General features: G+C 65.2%; 14 protein-coding genes. 9 read left to right on the forward strand and 5 right to left on the reverse strand.

Features of this window, described 5'->3' with window-relative positions; translation table 11 throughout:
• The first annotated feature begins 124 nt into the window (after window positions 1-124).
• Window positions 125-1,063: a dihydrodipicolinate synthase family protein gene (locus tag ASC68_RS17980; protein WP_055882245.1), complete on the forward strand. Its 939-nt coding sequence runs from the start codon at window positions 125-127 to the stop codon at window positions 1,061-1,063.
• Window positions 1,064-1,173: 110 nt separating this feature from the next.
• On the opposite strand, the gene ASC68_RS17985 is transcribed toward ASC68_RS17980, so the two are convergent.
• From ASC68_RS17985 to ASC68_RS17995, 3 genes are all read right to left on the reverse strand, one after another.
• On the reverse strand, window positions 1,174-1,905 hold the full coding sequence (locus ASC68_RS17985; RefSeq protein ID WP_055882248.1) for a GntR family transcriptional regulator: 732 nt from the start codon (window positions 1,903-1,905) through the stop codon (window positions 1,174-1,176).
• Window positions 1,906-2,256: 351 nt separating this feature from the next.
• Window positions 2,257-3,528, reverse strand: a complete 1,272-nt coding sequence (gene fabF, locus ASC68_RS17990) for a beta-ketoacyl-ACP synthase II (RefSeq protein WP_055882251.1) — start codon at window positions 3,526-3,528, stop codon at window positions 2,257-2,259.
• A 63-nt stretch (window positions 3,529-3,591) separates the two neighbouring features.
• Window positions 3,592-3,984 (reverse strand): MarR family transcriptional regulator, encoded by a 393-nt coding sequence (locus tag ASC68_RS17995; protein ID WP_162247960.1) that lies wholly within the window; start codon window positions 3,982-3,984, stop codon window positions 3,592-3,594.
• Between the two features lie 104 nt (window positions 3,985-4,088).
• On the opposite strand from ASC68_RS17995, the gene ASC68_RS18000 reads away from it, so the two are divergent.
• The 8 genes from ASC68_RS18000 to ASC68_RS18035 all read left to right on the forward strand — a co-directional run bounded on the left by ASC68_RS18000 (window position 4,089) and on the right by ASC68_RS18035 (window position 12,406).
• Window positions 4,089-5,366: an SDR family oxidoreductase gene (locus ASC68_RS18000; protein WP_055882255.1), complete on the forward strand. Its 1,278-nt coding sequence runs from the start codon at window positions 4,089-4,091 to the stop codon at window positions 5,364-5,366.
• Window positions 5,366-5,839: a DUF2269 domain-containing protein gene (locus ASC68_RS18005; RefSeq protein ID WP_248310557.1), complete on the forward strand. Its 474-nt coding sequence runs from the start codon at window positions 5,366-5,368 to the stop codon at window positions 5,837-5,839. The genes ASC68_RS18000 and ASC68_RS18005 overlap by 1 nt, the downstream gene beginning before the upstream one ends.
• 123 nt (window positions 5,840-5,962) lie before the next feature.
• The gene (locus ASC68_RS18010) at window positions 5,963-7,177 is read left to right on the forward strand and encodes an NADP-dependent isocitrate dehydrogenase (protein ID WP_055882258.1); all 1,215 of its coding nucleotides are present in this window, start codon (window positions 5,963-5,965) and stop codon (window positions 7,175-7,177) included.
• 106 nt (window positions 7,178-7,283) lie between these two features.
• Complete coding sequence (locus ASC68_RS18015; protein ID WP_055882260.1) at window positions 7,284-7,685, forward strand: DUF6855 family protein; 402 nt, start codon at window positions 7,284-7,286, stop codon at window positions 7,683-7,685.
• 85 nt (window positions 7,686-7,770) lie between these two features.
• Window positions 7,771-9,312 (forward strand): hypothetical protein, encoded by a 1,542-nt coding sequence (locus tag ASC68_RS18020; protein WP_055882262.1) that lies wholly within the window; start codon window positions 7,771-7,773, stop codon window positions 9,310-9,312.
• Window positions 9,313-9,374: 62 nt separating this feature from the next.
• Window positions 9,375-10,352, forward strand: a complete 978-nt coding sequence (locus ASC68_RS18025) for a glycerophosphodiester phosphodiesterase family protein (protein ID WP_055882265.1) — start codon at window positions 9,375-9,377, stop codon at window positions 10,350-10,352.
• 110 nt (window positions 10,353-10,462) lie between these two features.
• A complete protein-coding gene (locus ASC68_RS18030; RefSeq protein ID WP_055882268.1) occupies window positions 10,463-11,446 on the forward strand; it encodes a DMT family transporter in 984 nt (327 codons plus the stop codon).
• Window positions 11,447-12,406, forward strand: coding sequence for a DMT family transporter (locus ASC68_RS18035; protein WP_055882269.1), 960 nt, complete (start codon window positions 11,447-11,449; stop codon window positions 12,404-12,406).
• A 288-nt stretch (window positions 12,407-12,694) separates the two neighbouring features.
• Here ASC68_RS18035 and alaS read toward each other — a convergent pair whose 3' ends face one another.
• Together alaS and recA are read right to left on the reverse strand one after the other, a co-directional pair.
• Complete coding sequence (gene alaS / locus ASC68_RS18040; RefSeq protein WP_082528254.1) at window positions 12,695-15,334, reverse strand: alanine--tRNA ligase; 2,640 nt, start codon at window positions 15,332-15,334, stop codon at window positions 12,695-12,697.
• Between the two features lie 446 nt (window positions 15,335-15,780).
• The gene (recA, locus tag ASC68_RS18045) at window positions 15,781-16,857 is read right to left on the reverse strand and encodes a recombinase RecA (protein ID WP_082528255.1); all 1,077 of its coding nucleotides are present in this window, start codon (window positions 16,855-16,857) and stop codon (window positions 15,781-15,783) included.
• Window positions 16,858-17,043 lie beyond the last annotated feature (186 nt).

A 17,043-nucleotide genomic window follows, 5' to 3' on the forward strand; every position in this document is an offset into this window, starting at 1 on the left:
CCACGTGCGAGACTGGATTTCCCCTGTCGACAAACTGTCGGCTGAACCCTATAGGGAGATCACAACGAAGCGCAATATGCTTTGATGAGCCGCTTGATCGCCTTTAGCCGCTGGAGCAGACCCCATGGAAAAGAGCCCGTTCACCGGGTGCATTCCCGCCCTGATGACCCCGTGCCGCGCCGACCGGACGCCGGATTTCGATGCGCTGGTGCGCAAGGCGAACGAGCTGATCGGGCTCGGCATGTCGGGCGTCGTCTATTGCGGATCGATGGGCGATTGGCCGCTGCTTACCGACGCTGAGCGCATGGAAGGCGTCGAGCGGCTGGTCAAGGCCGGCATCCCGGTGATCGTCGGCACCGGCGCGGTCAACACCAAGGCGGCTGCCGCCCATGCCGCTCATGCACAGCAGGTGGGCGCCGCAGGCCTGATGCTGATCCCGCGGGTCCTCTCCCGCGGCTCGTCGGCCGCTGCGCAGCACGCGCATTTCAAGGCCCTGCTCTCGGCCGCGCCGGACCTGCCGGCGGTGATCTACAACAGCCCCTACTATGGCTTTGCCACCCGCGCCGAGCTGTTCTTCGCGCTGCGCGCCGAGCATAAGAACCTGGTGGGCTTCAAAGAATTCGGCGGCGAGGCTGACCTCTCCTATGCCGCCGAGCACATCACCTCAGCCGACCCGAACCTGACGCTGATGGTGGGCGTCGATACCGCCGTTTATCACGGCTTCATCCAGTGCGGCGCCGCCGGCGCCATCACCGGCATCGGCAACTGCCTGCCGCGCGAAGTGCTGCACCTTGTGGATTTGTGCATCAAAGGCCAGCAGGGGGACCCCGTGGCGCGCCGCCGCGCCAGGGAACTCGAAGAGGCGCTGATCACCCTCTCCACCTGGGACGCCGGTCCGGACCTGGTGCTGTTCTTCAAATACCTGCTCGCGCTCAACGGCGAGAAGGAATACGAGCTTCACTTCAACCAATCCGATGCCCTGAGCCCGGCGCAGCGGCGCTTCGCCGAACAGTCGCTCCAGCGCTTCCGCACCTGGTACTCCGCATGGTCCGAGGCGGCGTAAGCTGAACGCCCTGCTAGGGGCGCCGAACACGCAGTCGGCGGTCCTCTCCCGATGGGAGGGGGCGGCCGAGCCATCGTGCCCTCCAGCCCCCCGGGCCCTGCGGCCCCCGCTCACCGCTCCTGTAGCGCCAGGTCGATGCGGCTCGTGGTGTCGCGCGCCACATAGGCCTGGATCTGTCGCACGATCTGGGCAGCATGTGTCGCAGCCAGCGCGTCGGCGCGGTCTGCGTCGCGCGCCTCGATGGCGGCAACCATGTCGGCGTGCTCATCGACATACTGGCGCGGCAGGTCGTCGTCGAACGAGTAATAGAAGACCCGCATCACCCGCCGCCCTTCGTCGAGCAGCCGGGCGAACAACTGCGTGAAATAGACATTGCCCCCCGCCTCGGCCACCGCGACATGGAAATCGCGGTTGATCGCGATCATCCCCAACGCATCACGGCGTCGCACGGCATCGGCATAAGCCGCCTCGAAGGCCCGGATGCGCACCAGGTGCTCAGGGCGCCGATGTACCGCTGCGGCGCGCGTGGTGACGCGATACATCAACGTCAATGCCTCGAAATAGACCGGCAGGTTGATGAAATCGATCGGCGCGACAATGGTGTTGCGGTTCGGCAAGGTCGTCAGCAGCCCCTCCGCCGCCAGCCGCACCATGGCCTCGCGGATCGGGGTGCGCGACAGATCGAACTCTTCCGCCAGCCGCATCTCATCAAGCGGACTGCCCGGTGGCAGGCTGAGATCGAGGATCGATTGCCGCAGCTTCTCGTAGACCTTCTGCACGCCATGGCCGCGCTTGCGAACCGGCGTACTCGTCTCTGCAGTCGGCCGCGGCTTCTTCGCCATTCCCAAACCTCGATTCCACCAAACCGTCGGGACAGGCTTCATAGATAAAGTATCACCGGATTGCCAGACGGCGCGCCGCCTTGATTACTTCCCCCGAGCGTTACTGCCGCAATATGCAGTTGCCGGCAGGCTCGGACCTTCGGGATTGCTCCTTGGTCCGAGCCTGACGTTGCATGCCTTGTTTTGTGGCCTCGATGATTCTGGCTATCGGTATCTGCGCTGCATTGGCCCGCACGCGCACAGGCGACGTCTCACCGGCCGGGCGCGCCAGCGTTCCTGCCGCGCCGCAGTGCAATCGTGTGTGGCCGGGCCCGGGACGAGGGCAAGATCGTCGCCGAGCCGCGTCAACGCCTAAATCGCCGAGAACACCAGCGTGGCGTTCACCCCGCCGAAGCCGAAGGCGTTCGACAGCGCATGCCGCACGGTCTTTTGCTGCGCCACCTTCGGCACCAGGTTGAATTGCTCGCCCACATCCGGATCCTCGAGGTTGCGCGTCGGCGGCACGATGCCGTTGCGGATCGCGAGGATCGAGAACAGCGCCTCGATGGCGCCCGCTGCGCCCATCAGGTGCCCGGTCGCCGACTTGGTCGAAGAGATTGCGAGGTCCTTGCCGCGATTGGCGAACACCGCGCCGATCCCGGCCAGCTCCGCCGCATCGCCGACCTGCGTCGAGGTCGAGTGGGCGTTGATGTAGTCGATCTCACCCGGCGACAGTCCGGCCATCCGCAAAGCGCCGCGCATCGCTGCCTGCGCTCCGGCGCCGCCCGGCTCGCCGGCCGTCAGGTGATAGGCATCGGCCGATGTCCCGTAACCGGAAAGTATCGCGAGCGGCGTCGCGCCTCGGGCCTTGGCGTGACTCAGCCGCTCGATCACCAGCACTGCGGCGCCCTCGGCCAGCACGAACCCGTCGCGCTTGCGGTCGAACGGCCGCGAGGCGCCCTCGGGGTCGTCGTTGAACGCCGTCGCCAGCGCTCGCGCCGCGCCGAACCCGCCGACCGAAATCGGGTCGACCGAGCCCTCGGCCCCGCCGACAACAGCCACGTCCGCTTCGCCCGTAAGGATCAGCCGCATGCCGTCGCCGATCGCCTGGCCCGACGCCGCGCAGGCGGTCACCGGCGCGCCGATCGGCCCCTTGAAGCCGTAGCGGATGGAGATCCAGCCGGCCGCGAGGTTGGCGAGAAAGCTCGGCACGGTGAACGGCGACAGCCGCCGCGGCCCCTTCTCGATGATCGTCTCGACCGCATGCGCCATAACCGGCGAGCCGCCGACCCCGGTGCCGATCACCGTGGCGGTACGGGCCTTTTCGTCCTCGGTCTGAGGCGCCCAGCCGGACTGGGCGATCGCCTCCTGCGCGGCGACCAGCCCGTACTGGATGAACAGGTCCATCTTCTTGATGTCCTTCGGGTCGATCGCCACCAGCGGATCGAATCCCTCAGGGTCCGTTTCGCTCGTCGGCACCAGCCCGGCCACCTTGGCCGTATAGTTGGTCACGTCGAAGCGGGTGTTCCGGACAATGCCGCTCTTGCCGGCGATGAGCCGTGACCACACGGTTTCGACGCCGGTGCCCAGTGGGCTGACCACGCCCATGCCGGTGACGACGATCGGATCGGACTGAGTTGCCATGGGAATTCTTCCTTATGTGTAGTTACACGGGTCGGCTCGAGGTCAGCAGGCTGCCGCATCGCTTCAGATGGTGGCGAGCCGCTGCAGTTTCATCAGGGTATCTTCAAAGCCGTCGGCGCCGAGCTCGGCGCGGATCTCAGCCTGCGCCTTGCGCCACAGCGGCAGCAACTCGTTGACCAGGTCGCGTCCCCTCGGGGTGAGCGAACAGATCCGGCCATTGCCATGCTCGGCCGGGCGCGACGCGATCAGCCCCATCTTCTCCAGCCGATCGAGGTTCCGCGTCAGTGTCGTCCGCTCGAAGCCGCGCTGTTCGGCCAGCTCGCTGACGTTCCGCTCGCCGGAGGCCACGATCAGCCCGAGCACCGAGTACTGCGTCGAGGTGATGCCGAACGGCCGCGTATAGGCATCATAGCGCCGCGTGATCGCCCGCGCCGCCATCCGCGTATTCGAAACCATGCACCGGCTGAAATCATCCATGCGCCGATAGATAGTGTGTATATGCACGGTGTCAACGGAGAGCGGTGTTCGCTACAGTGGATCGGGCGGCGCAAGGGGGCGTTATGCACTTTCTGGTTCTCGGCGCCGGTGGCTTCATCGGACGCCATATTGTCGCGAAGCTGCTTGAGAGCGGTCATCGCGTGACGGCTGCTGCCCGCAGCCCGGCAATGGTCGCGCGGACCTTTCCAAGCGCAGAGGCGATTCGCCTCGACCTGATTGAGTCACTGCCGAGCGATGTTGCATCCCGCCTTGCCGGCGTCGACGTGATCGTCAACGCCGCGGGACAACTCTCTGGCCCCGACCTCGAACGCGTGCACGTCGCGGGTCCCGAGGCACTCTACCGAGCCGCAGCAGCCGCCGGCATCGCTCGCATCATCCTCATCTCGGCCATCAGCGCACGGGAAGACGTCGACACTCCTTACTCTGCCACCAAACTGCGCGGCGAGGCGGTGCTGCGGCAAAGCTCAGTCCCCTGGACCATCCTCAGGCCATCAATGGTGGTGGCGAAGGGCAGTTTCGGCGGCTCGTCACTGCTGCGCGGCGTCGCCGGATCGCCGCTCGTCACCCCGGTTATCGCGATCGGCGACGGCAGTTTCTCTCCGATCCACGCCCGCGACCTCGCCCAGACGGTCCTCCGTGTCGCCACCGACCAGAGCTTTGCCAACCGTACCCTGGAGCCGGCTGGCCCTGATACGCTTCGCCTGCCGGAACTGGTGCGCGCCTATCGTCGCTGGCTCGGCCTTTCACCGGCGCCGGAACTCGCCATCCCAGCCCCCTTCGCCTGGGCCGCCGCCCGGCTGGGCGATTGGTTCGGCGGCGGACCGCTATCGACCACGACGCTGCGGCAGCTCGCGGCCGGCAACGCGGCCGACGGAACCGGCTTCGCCGCCGCCATCGGCTTTTCACCAATGAGCCTGGCAACCATGCTCGAACGCGAGCCGGCCGACGTTCAGGACCGCTGGCACTCCCGGCTGTTCCTCCTCGGCATTGCTGCCAAGCTCAGCCTGATCTTCATCTGGCTCGCCTCGGCCGTGGCCGGCCTGCTGTCCGGCCAGCAAATGGCGGCCAGTTTCGTCGCGAGCCTTGGGCTCCCGGCCGCAGTCGCCCAACCGCTGGTGCTCGTCACCTGTCTGCTGGATCTGGTGGCTGCCGGCTTGCTGTTGTTCGAACGGCGCGGCCGCTGGGCCCTCGCCCTGCAGCTGGCACTGGTGCTCGGCTACACCGCCGGCCTGACCCTGGTGATGCCGGGGCTCTGGGGCGACCCGTTCGGCCCGCTCGTCAAGAACATCCCGATCCTCGCGCTCATCATGATCAACGCCGTGCTCTCGGACAGCCGCTGATGGACCCGTACCTGCTGCTTAAATGGGTGCACATCCTGAGCTCGACCGTGCTGTTCGGCTTCGGGGCCGGCACTGCCTACTCCTTCTGGTCGGCGCACCTGACCCGCGAGCCGGCGACCATCGCCAAGGTGGGTAAGATGGTGGTCCGCGCCGATTGGATCTTCACCGGATCGAGCGGCATCCTGCAGCCGGTGTCCGGCGTCATGCTCGCTTCGGTTGCGGGCTACAGCCTCGGCGAAAGCTGGCTGATCGTCAGCTACGGGCTCTATGCCCTTGCCTTCGCCTGCTGGGCGCCAGTGGTCGGGCTGCAGATCCGCGCCACGCGGCTTGCCGCCGAGGCCGCCCGCTCGGCGACCCCACTCCCGCCCGCCTATTTCAGCGCCATGCGGTTGTGGTTCTGGCTCGGCTGGCCGGCATTCACGGCGCTGCTGGCGGTGTACTGGCTGATGGTCGCAAAACCGCAGCTCTGGTGAGCCACGCCATTCGGCCACCCTTAGAAAACTCCGCGAACCAGTCCCCGTCGGGCGCTTTCGCTCGGCCGATTTCATGCTATTAGCCCCGGCATCAGATTTTCCGCGCCGCTGAGGAGCTTACGCATGGCCAAGATCAAAGTTGCCAACCCTGTCGTCGATCTCGACGGCGATGAGATGACCCGCATCATCTGGCAGGCGATCAAGGACAAGCTGATCCTTCCCTATCTCGATCTTGATATCGAATACTACGACCTCTCGGTCGAGAACCGCGACGCCACCAACGACCAGGTGACGGTCGACGCCGCCAACGCCATCAAGAAGCACGGCGTCGGCATCAAGTGCGCCACCATCACCCCCGATGAGCAGCGCGTCGAAGAGTTCAAGCTCAAGAAGATGTGGAAGTCGCCCAACGGCACCATCCGCAACATCCTGGGCGGCGTGATTTTCCGCGAGCCGATCATCTGCTCGAACGTGCCACGCCTCGTACCGGGCTGGACCCAGCCGATCATCGTCGGCCGCCATGCCTTCGGCGACCAGTACCGAGCTACCGATTTCCGCTTCCCGGGCAAGGGCACGCTGACCATCAAGTTCGCCGGCGAAGACGGCCAGGTTATCGAGCACGAAGTCTACCAGGCGCCGGGCGCCGGCGTGGCGCTCGCCATGTACAACCTCGACGAGTCGATCCGCGATTTCGCCCACGCCTCGTTCAACTACGCCATCAACCGCAAGGTGCCGTGCTACCTGTCGACCAAGAACACCATCCTCAAGGCCTATGACGGTCGCTTCAAGGATATCTTCCAGGAGATCTTCGAGGAGCACTACAAGCAGAAGTTCGACGAGCTGAAGATCTGGTACGAGCACCGGCTGATCGACGACATGGTCGCCTCGGCGCTGAAGTGGTCCGGCGGCTATGTCTGGGCCTGCAAGAACTATGACGGCGACGTGCAGTCCGACATCGTCGCCCAGGGCTTTGGCTCGCTCGGCCTGATGACCTCGGTGCTTATGACCCCCGATGGCAAGATCGTCGAGGCCGAAGCGGCGCACGGCACCGTCACCCGTCACTACCGCCAGCACCAGCAGGGCAAGGAGACCTCGACCAACTCCATCGCCTCGATCTTCGCCTGGACGCGTGGCCTGCAGCACCGCGCCAAGCTCGACAACAATGCCGAACTGGCGAAGTTCGCCCTGACCCTCGAGAAGGTCTGTGTCGAGACCGTCGAAGCCGGCCAGATGACCAAGGACCTCGCCTTGCTCGTCGGCCCGGACCAGAAGTGGCTCTCGACCCTTGGCTTCCTCGACGCTATCGACGCCAACCTGAAGAAGGCCATGGCTGCCTGACGTCCGACCCGATAGCAGGCGGCGACCACATCGCCGCCCGCGCCCTCTCTAGTGCCTCCGTTATCTGGCCGGTCTATAGTTCGCCCCACCAGATGAGGAGCGAACGATGGCAGCAGGTACCAGAGACGATCCGTGGTTGCTCAAGACCCCGCCGGGCAGCAGCGACATCACGCTTTACCGTGCTCCCGATGCCTCGCCGCCTGCCCTTATCTGCGTCGCCGCCGGCACCGAGTTGCGCTACCACCTCAGGGCCATCGAAGACCTGCACCAGATGCTGAAGCAGCACGGCGACTGGGTGGAACTCGGCAATGCCGATGAGCAGAAGGACGCCAAGCCTGGTACGGTCGAAGCCTGGGCCCGCTCTCCCGACAACCCGGTGGGTGGGTGGTATGGCATCCGGAAGGGATTTCGCGGCCGCTTCGCCAACTACGTGACGCCGGTGCTCGAGCTCCTGGGTCTCGTCGAACTGGAACACGGGCCGCGCAACAACCGCGTCCGGGCCCTCTAGCAGTTTCCGTCTCGACCCACCCCAAGGACGCTTGAACGGCGCGCGTCAAAGCTCCTAGAACTACAGTTCTCGGGGGAATTTTCGCATGCGTCTTCTCGCCTTCGCGACCGCTCTGCTGTCGATCTTCGTCGCCTTGCCGATCAACGCATCGGCCGCAACTATTTCCATCGTCTCAATGCAGTATTCCGCCGCGCACCCGGTGCCGCACCTGCACTATGACGGCGATACCGCCGACGGCGATGTCGCAACGCTGCAGAGCATGTACGACACCTTCGTCAAATGCCGCCTGTCGTGCATCGAGCCCGACGGAGGGGCAACGGCGGTGCTCACCCTGAATGGGCCGGGCGGCAGCTATTTTGAGGGCCTGGCGCTCGCCGACTTCCTCCGCGCCAACCATATCGCCACCGTCGTCGAGCGCGGCAGCGGCTGCTATTCCGCTTGCGCTTTCGCTTTCCTCGGCGGTTCCGCCTGGTCCAGCCAGGACGGCGTCGGCACCTATGTCGACCGGATGGTCGAGCCCGGATCCGTCGTCGGCTTCCACGCCCCCTATTCCGACGAAGTGTCCTTCACCAATGCCCTCAACGAGCGCGGCGCCATGGCTATGCAGGGCCAGACGCGGGATTTACTCGCCCTGATGGTCAAGGAGCTGGTGAAGTGGAACGTCGATCCCGAGGTGATCTTCAAAATGGTCGGCATGGGCCCGGAGGAAACCTACAACCTGGTGACCGCGGAAGACCTCTATTTGGCCCGGGTCACCCTGCCGCCCACACCGTCCTCCGGTTGGATCACCGACCTGCCTTCCGCCATCCGTGAGGCCTGCCTGCGCCTCCTCGCCATCGACGAGCGCGCCGCCCCGTACGACATGCAGTGGCGCTTCGTATCCGACTACACGCCGGCCATCGGCAAAGCCGAATTGGCCGGACCGATCTCCGGATACAAGCTGGGCGACCGGCTGCTCGATATCGGCAGCTGCTCGGCCACCGACGCCTCGATGGCGACGGATGGCGACTACGAGATCGCGCTCTACTTCAGCCCCGGCCTCGACGGCCTCAATGCCGCGAGCACCAGTTTCTTCAACCGCCAGCACGGCTGGTCCACAGCCGGCGTCGGGCGCGACCCGCTGAAGCGCATTTTCGCCAAGGGGCCGCTCAACAGTTTCTTCTTGCCGCTCGACGCCGATATCGACGGCCTCGACCTGCCCGGCGAAGCCGATATCGACGCCAACCGCTTCAACACGGCGCTGCCGCCGCTGCTGCCGACCATGCCCAGCGACCTCATCGTCGACGCCAGCACGCCCAGCTCGCGCGTCTCGCATTTGGGCGATGTCTTCGTCTTCGAACGCGTCGGCACTCGCCAGCTCTATGACAGCGCTTTCGCCCAGGGCGCGTTGGGCCGCGCCTACACCAACGAGGTCACCAGCGACACTGGTTTCGTGCGCGAAGGCGCCTTCGTCGATACGGCCGCGACCTTTGTCTGGTTCGGCATCCTCAATGGCGAAAGCAGCGCCGTGGTGGAGGCCATCGTGGTGAAACCCAACGGCGAAGCCCCCACCGACGAGGACCTGGCGACCCTCCGGCGCATCCAGTGCGAAGCCGATTTCCAAGGCTCCAAACTCAACTGCGGCTGAGGCCATCCGGTCATACTTGGGCCATGAACCCACCTGAGCGTCAGCCGCATTGAGGGGTATTGATGTTCAAAAAGATTCTGCTCGGCCTCGCGGTCATTGTCGCCGCGGTCTACGTCTGGAATGCGTCCTGGCGCGTCGTGCTGCCTCAGGGAAAGCTCGAGCTGATCGCCCATCGCGGCGTGCACCAGACCTTCGATCGCGCCGACCTCAACAACGATACCTGCACCGCCGAGCGGATCGATCGGCCGACGCACGATTACCTCGAAAATACCCTCCCCTCGATGCAGGCGGCCTTCGCCGCGGGCGCTGACATTGTCGAGCTCGATGTCCATCCGACCACCGATGGCCAGTTCGCCGTGCTGCATGACTGGACCGTCGATTGCCGCACCGAAGGCAGCGGCGAGACTCGTGGCCACGACATGGCGTCGCTGAAGCTGCTCGATATCGGCTACGGCTACACCGCCGATGGCGGCGCGAGCTTTCCGTTTCGCGGCAAGGGCATCGGCCTGATGCCCGAACTCAAGGAGGTGCTCACCGCCTTCCCCGCCGAGCGCTTCCTCGTCAACTTCAAGAGCAACGAGGCACGCGAGGGCGATATGCTGGCCGAGCTGCTGTCGTCGCACCCGCAATGGCGGCCGGCCGTCTGGGGCGCCTATGGTGGTGATCCGCCAACCTACCGCGCCGCCGAGCTGATCGGCGATCTCAATGTCTGGTCGCGCAAGGGTCTGGTCGATTGCCTGCTGCAATATGAGGGGTTTGGCTGGACCGGGTTTGTTCCGGACGCTTGCCGCAACACCAAGGTGATGCTGCCGATCAATGTCGCGCCATTCGTCTGGGGCTGGCCGAACCTCTTCATCGAGCGCCTGCAGCAGGCCGGCTCGGAGGTGATCCTGCTCGGCCCTTACAGCTCCGGCGATCCCGGCACTGCCGGCATCGATACGCCCGAACTGCTGGCTCAGGTGCCCGACAACTTTGCCGGCTACATCTGGACCAACAAAATCGAGACCATCGGGCCGCTGGCGCGTGAACGCTTCAAGTAGAGACGAAATAATTAGGCCCTGTGGCATTCCCGCCCATCGACGGTGCGGCCGGCCCATCGTATAGGACTAACATACCAGTTGCCGTCCCTCCCCTCTTGGATGCCCAGAAGATGCCCTCCGGCGTCGCTTTCGCGCTTTTTGCCTACCTCCTCTATTCCTGCTGCGACGCCATCATCAAAGGGTTCGGCACCAGCCTCTCCGTCTTCGAAATTGCCTTCTGGACGGCGCTGTTTTCCTTCATTCCCGCGATCTTCACCAAGCCCAAGGGCGAGCACTGGCGGCACCTGCATCGCATGCGCCACCCCTATCTGGTGCACTTGCGCAGCATTGCCGGGGTGATCGGCAACCTCTGCATCATCTACGCCTTCACCCATATTCCGCTGGCCGAGGCCTACTCGATCGCCTTCCTGGCGCCGATCTTCGTGGTGGCGCTGTCGCGGAGCTTCCTCGGCGAGACCGTGACCTGGCAGCGCTGGCTGTTCCTTGGCGCCAGCTTCTGCGGTGTGCTCCTCGTCGTCCGGCCGGGCTTCCGCGAACTGCAACTCGGCCATCTCATGGCGGTCGGCGCCGCGGTGATGGGCGGCATCGCCACCACCACGCTGCGCAAGGTCGCCCCGGTCGAAAAGCGCGTCAGCCTGCTCGGCCTGCCGCTGGGCTACGTTGTCGTGATCAACTCCATCCTGATGCTCATCGCCGGGTTCCATTGGCCGACGCTGCAGGAATTCGCCTTCCTGGTTCTGATCGGGGCTCTGGGCGGCACCGGCAACATCCTGTTCATCACCGCGACCCGCACCGCGCCGATAAGCATGATCGCGCCGGCCCAGTACAGCCAGATCGCCTGGGCCATCGTCTTCGGCGCGATATTCTATGCCGAGTATCCCGATACCGTCGCCTATTGTGGGCTCGTCGTCGTTGCCATCTGCGGCATCCTCAACGTGATGTCGGACGAAACGCGCATCCGCATCTTCTCGCGCCTGTCGGTCTTCGGTCCGGCCAGTGCCGTTTCCGAGGTCAGTCCGCCGCTCGGCGATGACGCCAAGCTGCCGCGACGCGGCGATGCCGACGACCAGGCGCAAGCGGCGCCAGGCAAGTAGATGCTGCGCTCCCTCTCACCGGTTTCGCTCGGCGTGCTCTGCGTGCTGGGCGGCATGGCGTCATTCTCGACCGCCGATGCACTGGTCAAAGCGCTGGGCGGCTCACTCAGCGTCTTCGAGATTGGCCTGTTCACCACCGTCTTCTCGTTCCTGCCGGCTCTGTTCTCCAAGCCGCGCGAAGAGCGCTGGCGCGACACCTTCAAGCTCAACCGCCCGGCGCTGATGCTCCTCGTCGCGTTCTGCCGGACGCTGAGCGCCGTGCTGATCACCTACGCCTTCGTCACCATCCCGCTGGCCGAAGCCTATTGCCTCGTCTTCCTCATCCCGGTGCTGGCGACCATCCTCTCGGTCGTCGTGCTCAAGGAGGAGGTGTCGCTCGATCGCTGGGCGCTGGTGGTCATCAGCTTCCTCGGCGTGCTGCTGGTGGTGCGGCCCGGCTTTCGCGAGATCGAGCTCGGGCACATCGCCGCCTTCATCTGCGCGCTCGCCGCTGCCGTGTCGCTCACCACCATCCGGTTGATCTCCGGCGCCGAGCGGCGCGTCACCCTGTTCGCCCTGCCCGGCCTGCTCACCCTGGTGGTCAACCTGGTCGGCGTCTTTATTGTCGGCTTCAGCTGGCCGAGCCCGCTGCTGCTGGGCGGGCTGGTGGCCTGCGGCGTATTGGGTGGCATCGGCTATCTGCTGCAGCTCAAGGGCGTCGCCCTGGCTCCGGCGAGCCGGGTGGCGCCGATGCAGTACAGCCAGATCATCTGGGCGCTGCTGTTCGGGGCCTTGTTCTTCAGCGAAGTGCCCGATGCGATCAGCCTTGCCGGGCTTGGCGTCATCGTCGCCGCCGGGCTCGCCAACATCTTCGCCGATGGCGCCCGCGCCCGCATCGCCGGACGCTGGGCCGAATATCGCGCCCGGCGAGACAATCCCTCGCCGGACGATTTCAAGGGTCCGGGCCCGGACCCGGTCTAGTTCGCTCAGGAAGTTCTGCGGGAAGGGCACGGGCTGCCCCACATTGTCCCCTCGCCCCTGAGGGGAGAGGGCTAGTGCAGCTAGGACCGTCAGGTCCGTAGCGGAACTAGGGTGAGGGGTTCAGCTTCTCAACGAGCGCGCATGGCGCGGCTTCACCCCTCAACCGGCCTTCGGCCACCTTCTCCCCTGAGGGGAGAAGGGAGAGGCATCGCGTCCGGTCGACGCGCCTGCGCCAACTGGAAAGAAAGTCAGGGTGAGGGGCAGCACGCGCCCGCTCACCGCCAGATGCTACAGCCCGCCGCGCACCGCGGCGATTGCGTCGGCGCCCCTGGCGCCATCCGGACCGCCGCCCTGCGCCATGTCGGGACGGCCGCCACCGCCCTGCCCGCCCAAGGCCGCGGTCGCCAGCTTGATCAGCTCGCCGGCCGAATATTTGCCGGTCAGATCCTCGGTGACGCCAACCGCCACGGTGCCGCGGCCGTCATCGCCTTTCAGCACAACCGTAACCACACCCGAACCGATCCGCTTCTTTTCGGTATCGACCAGGCCCTTGACGTCCTTGGCCGAAATGCCTTCGACGGCGCGGCCGACATAGGTAACGCCATTGACCGTCTCGTCAGCCGAAGCCGGCGCCGAACCGCCCCCGCCGAGCGCCAGCTTCTTGTTGGCGTCAGTGAGCGCGCGCTCCGCCTTCTTGAGGTTTTCCTGCAGCGCCTCGATGCGGGTGAACACCTCGTGCGGCCCCACATGCAGCGCGTCGGCGACGCCGGCAACGAGGTTGGCATTGGTGCGCGCATGCTGGCGCGCGCCCTTGGCGGTCAGCGCCTCGAGGCGGCGCACGCCGGCGGCAACGCCGGAATCGCCGAGTATGGTGATCAGCCCGATATCGCCGGTGCGGCGCACATGCGTGCCGCCGCAGAGCTCGACCGACCAGCCGACCGCGTTACCGGTCGGATCGCCCATCGAGACGACGCGCACTTCATCGCCGTACTTCTCGCCGAACAGCGCGCGAGCCCCGGACTCCTTGGCTTCCTCGACGCCCATCAGGCGCGTCTCGACCGGCGAGTTCTGCAAGACGATATCGTTGGCGATCTCTTCGACCTGAGCCAGTTCCTGCGGGGTGATCGGCTTGGTGTGGACGAAATCGAAGCGCAGCCGATCGGCCGAGACCAATGAGCCCTTCTGCGCCACGTGATCGCCCAGCACCAGGCGCAGCGCCTCGTGCAGCAGATGCGTCGCGGAGTGGTTGGCGCGAATGGCCGAGCGCCGGTCGTGATCGACGATCAGCGCCAGCGGTGAGCCGACCTTGATGGTGCCGTCGGTGACCTTCACCTTGTGGCCGAAGACGCCGTTGTTCTTGACCGTGTCGGTCACGGTCGCGGCGATACCTTCGCCGGTAAGCGAACCGGTGTCGCCGACCTGGCCGCCGCTTTCGCCGTAGAACGGCGTCTGGTTGAGCACGACATAGCCTTCGTCGCCGGCTTTCAGCTCGTCGACGATGGCGCCGCCCTTGACCAGCGCAGTGACCGCGCCTTCGGCGGTCTCGGTCTCGTAGCCGAGGAACTCGGTCGGGCCGACCTGGTCGGCAACCGCGAACCAGACCTTGTCCTCGCTCGCTTCGCCCGAACCGGCCCAGCTCTTGCGCGCCTCGGCGCGCTGGCGGGCCATCGCGTCCTCGAAGCCCGAGAGATCCACATTGATGCCGCGGGTGCGCAGCGCATCCTGCGTCAGGTCGAGCGGGAAACCGTAGGTGTCGTAGAGCTTGAAGGCCGTGACGCCCTCGAGCATGTCGCCTTGCTTGAGATCGGCGGTCGCTTCGTCGAGGATGACGAGACCACGGCTCAGCGTCTTGAGGAAGCGCTGCTCCTCGAGCCGGACCGTCTCCTCGATCATCTGCTCGCCGCGGACCAGCTCGGGATAGGCCTGGCCCATCTCCTTGACCAGCGTCGGCACGATCTTGTGGATCACCGGGTCGGTGGCGCCGAGCAGGGTCGCGTGGCGCATGGCGCGACGCATGATGCGGCGCAGCACGTAGCCGCGACCTTCGTTCGACGGCAGCACGCCTTCGGCAATGAGGAAGCTCATGGCGCGCACGTGGTCGGAGATGACGCGCAGGCTCGGCGTCGTCGGGTCGCCATTGAAGTTGGTGGCGTGCATGGTCGACGAAACCAACGACTTGAACAGGTCGATCTCGTAATTGTTGTTCGTGCCCTGCATCACCGCCGCGACGCGCTCGAGGCCCGAGCCGGTATCGACCGAAGGCTTGGGCAGGCTGGTGCGCGAGCCGTCCGCAAACTGCTCGAACTGCATGAACACCAGGTTCCAGATCTCGACGAAGCGGTCGCCGTCTTCCTCAGGCGAACCCGGCGGGCCGCCCCAGTACTTGTCGCCGTGATCGTAGAAGATTTCCGAGCACGGACCGCACGGGCCCGTATCGCCCATCTGCCAGAAGTTCGACTTGGCCCCGAGCCGCACGATGCGATCCTCGGGCAGGCCGGCGATCTTCTTCCAGAGCGCCATCGCCTCGTCGTCGTCTTCGTAGATCGTCGCGGTCAGCTTCTCCTTGGGCAGGCCCCACTCCTTGGTGAGCAGGTTCCAGGCCAGCTCGATCGCGTGCTCCTTGAAGTAGTCGCCGAACGAGAAATTGCCGAGCATCTCGAAGAAGGTGTGGTGGCGCGCCGTGAACCCGACATTGTCGAGGTCGTTGTGCTTGCCGCCGGCGCGCACGCATTTCTGCGAGCTGGTCGCCCGCACATAGTCGCGCTTCTCGACGCCGGTGAAGACGTTCTTGAACTGCACCATGCCGGCATTGGTGAACATCAGGGTCGGATCGTTCCGCGGCACCAGCGGGCTCGATGCGACTTCTTCGTGACCATTGTTCGCGAAGTAGCTCAGAAAGCTCGACCGGATATCGTTCACGCTCGTCATGACGGGTCTCTTACAGACAAATGGCGAGGCCATGAGCCCCGCCAAGAACAACAGGAAAGGCCTTCTATCGCGGGGCTTGCGGTTGTGTCCAGCGCAGGGTGGGGAGAGGTGTCAGATTGGGTGCGTAGGACGCGGAGATCGCACTGTCGTCAGTCCCGCAACAAGCACCGGCCGTCATCCCGGCGAACGCCGGGACCCAGTGCAACAAACATTCCGCCAACGTCGACCCATCCGACCTTGCTGTGACGGACCGGCGGGGTTCGTACCCAGTCCATTGTCCGAGCAGTGGGTCCCGGCATTCGCCGGGATGACGGCCGGTGGATGGGCACAATTGAGTTTACCCACCAGCGCCGGCGTGAATGGCACGATCGTGGAAACGCAACCCACCGCTCAAAACGAAAGGGCGCCACCTGGGCGCCCTCTTCTTCACATCCCGGCGGGTCCGATCACGCGTCCCCGTCGTCGCCCTCGTCACCTTCCGGCCCGGCCAACAGCGCTTCGCCGAGGATGCCGGAGCTTTCGCGCACGCCCTTTTCGATCTGGTCGGCGATCGCCGGGTTGTCCTTGAGGAACTGGCGGGAGTTTTCACGCCCCTGCCCCAGCCGCTGGCTGTCATAGGAGAACCAGGCGCCGGACTTCTCGACCAGTCCCGACTTCACGCCGAGATCGAGCAGTTCGCCGGTCTTGGAGATGCCTTCACCATACATGATGTCGAACTCGACCTGGCGGAACGGCGGAGCCAGCTTGTTCTTGACCACCTTGACGCGTGTCTGGTTGCCGATGACTTCCTCACGCTCCTTGATCGCGCCGATGCGGCGGATATCGAGGCGGACCGAGGAGTAGAACTTCAGCGCATTGCCGCCGGTCGTGGTTTCGGGCGAACCGTACATCACGCCGATCTTCATGCGGATCTGGTTGATGAAGATCACCATCGCCTTCGACTTCGAAATCGAGCCGGTCAGCTTGCGCATCGCCTGACTCATCAGGCGCGCCTGCAGGCCCGGCATCGAATCGCCCATCTCGCCTTCGAGTTCGGCTTTCGGGGTCAGTGCGGCCACCGAGTCGACCACCAGCACGTCGACGGCGCCGGAGCGCACCAGCGTATCGGCGATCTCGAGCGCCTGCTCGCCGGTATCGGGCTGCGAGATCAACAGCTCATCGACCTTCACGCCGAGCTTCCTGGCGTAGATCGGATCGAGCGCATGCTCGGCGTCGACGAAGGCGGCGATGCCACCGTTCTTCTGCGCCTCGGCCACCACATGCAGCGCCAGCGTGGTCTTGCCCGAGCTTTCCGGCCCGAACACTTCCACGATGCGGCCGCGCGGCAACCCACCGATGCCCAGTGCGATATCCAGTCCGAGCGAGCCGGTGGAAATCGCCTCGACCTGGGCAATGGCGCCCTCGCCGAAGCGCATCACCGTGCCCTTGCCGAAATTCCGCTCGATCTGGCTCAGCGCTGCTGCCAGCGCCTTCTCCTTATCCATCGATCCCTCAATAACTCGTAGAGGCGCAACAGCAGCCATCACCGGTCTCCCTTATTCCACTTCGGTCTGCGCCGCGCAAACCGATAAGATGTCCATCTAATGTACTCATTCTGTTCTCATTTCGTTTCCAAATCGTCAAGGGGGTAAATTCGCTGTTCCTTACGCACCGGCGCCTTGCGATTCGACCGCTGCGCACCCTTGGCACCCGCGTTGGTGATCTACATC

Source organism: Devosia sp. Root105 (assembly GCF_001424865.1).
Classification (GTDB): Bacteria; Pseudomonadota; Alphaproteobacteria; order Rhizobiales; family Devosiaceae; genus Devosia_A.

What these genes read in the sequence shown, in the direction of transcription:
- ASC68_RS17995 (WP_162247960.1), bottom strand. Translation starts at nt 3,984, where the DNA reads ATGGTTTCGAATACGCGGATGGCGGCGCGGGCGATCACGCGGCGCTAT.
- ASC68_RS18030 (WP_055882268.1), top strand. Translation starts at nt 10,463, where the DNA reads ATGCCCTCCGGCGTCGCTTTCGCGCTTTTTGCCTACCTCCTCTATTCC.
- ASC68_RS18025 (WP_055882265.1), top strand. Translation starts at nt 9,375, where the DNA reads ATGTTCAAAAAGATTCTGCTCGGCCTCGCGGTCATTGTCGCCGCGGTC.
- ASC68_RS17985 (WP_055882248.1), bottom strand. Translation starts at nt 1,905, where the DNA reads ATGGCGAAGAAGCCGCGGCCGACTGCAGAGACGAGTACGCCGGTTCGC.
- ASC68_RS18005 (WP_248310557.1), top strand. Translation starts at nt 5,366, where the DNA reads ATGGACCCGTACCTGCTGCTTAAATGGGTGCACATCCTGAGCTCGACC.
- ASC68_RS18015 (WP_055882260.1), top strand. Translation starts at nt 7,284, where the DNA reads ATGGCAGCAGGTACCAGAGACGATCCGTGGTTGCTCAAGACCCCGCCG.
- fabF (WP_055882251.1), bottom strand. Translation starts at nt 3,528, where the DNA reads ATGGCAACTCAGTCCGATCCGATCGTCGTCACCGGCATGGGCGTGGTC.
- alaS (WP_082528254.1), bottom strand. Translation starts at nt 15,334, where the DNA reads ATGACGAGCGTGAACGATATCCGGTCGAGCTTTCTGAGCTACTTCGCG.
- ASC68_RS18000 (WP_055882255.1), top strand. Translation starts at nt 4,089, where the DNA reads ATGCACTTTCTGGTTCTCGGCGCCGGTGGCTTCATCGGACGCCATATT.
- recA (WP_082528255.1), bottom strand. Translation starts at nt 16,857, where the DNA reads ATGGCTGCTGTTGCGCCTCTACGAGTTATTGAGGGATCGATGGATAAG.
- ASC68_RS17980 (WP_055882245.1), top strand. Translation starts at nt 125, where the DNA reads ATGGAAAAGAGCCCGTTCACCGGGTGCATTCCCGCCCTGATGACCCCG.
- ASC68_RS18020 (WP_055882262.1), top strand. Translation starts at nt 7,771, where the DNA reads ATGCGTCTTCTCGCCTTCGCGACCGCTCTGCTGTCGATCTTCGTCGCC.
- ASC68_RS18035 (WP_055882269.1), top strand. Translation starts at nt 11,447, where the DNA reads ATGCTGCGCTCCCTCTCACCGGTTTCGCTCGGCGTGCTCTGCGTGCTG.
- ASC68_RS18010 (WP_055882258.1), top strand. Translation starts at nt 5,963, where the DNA reads ATGGCCAAGATCAAAGTTGCCAACCCTGTCGTCGATCTCGACGGCGAT.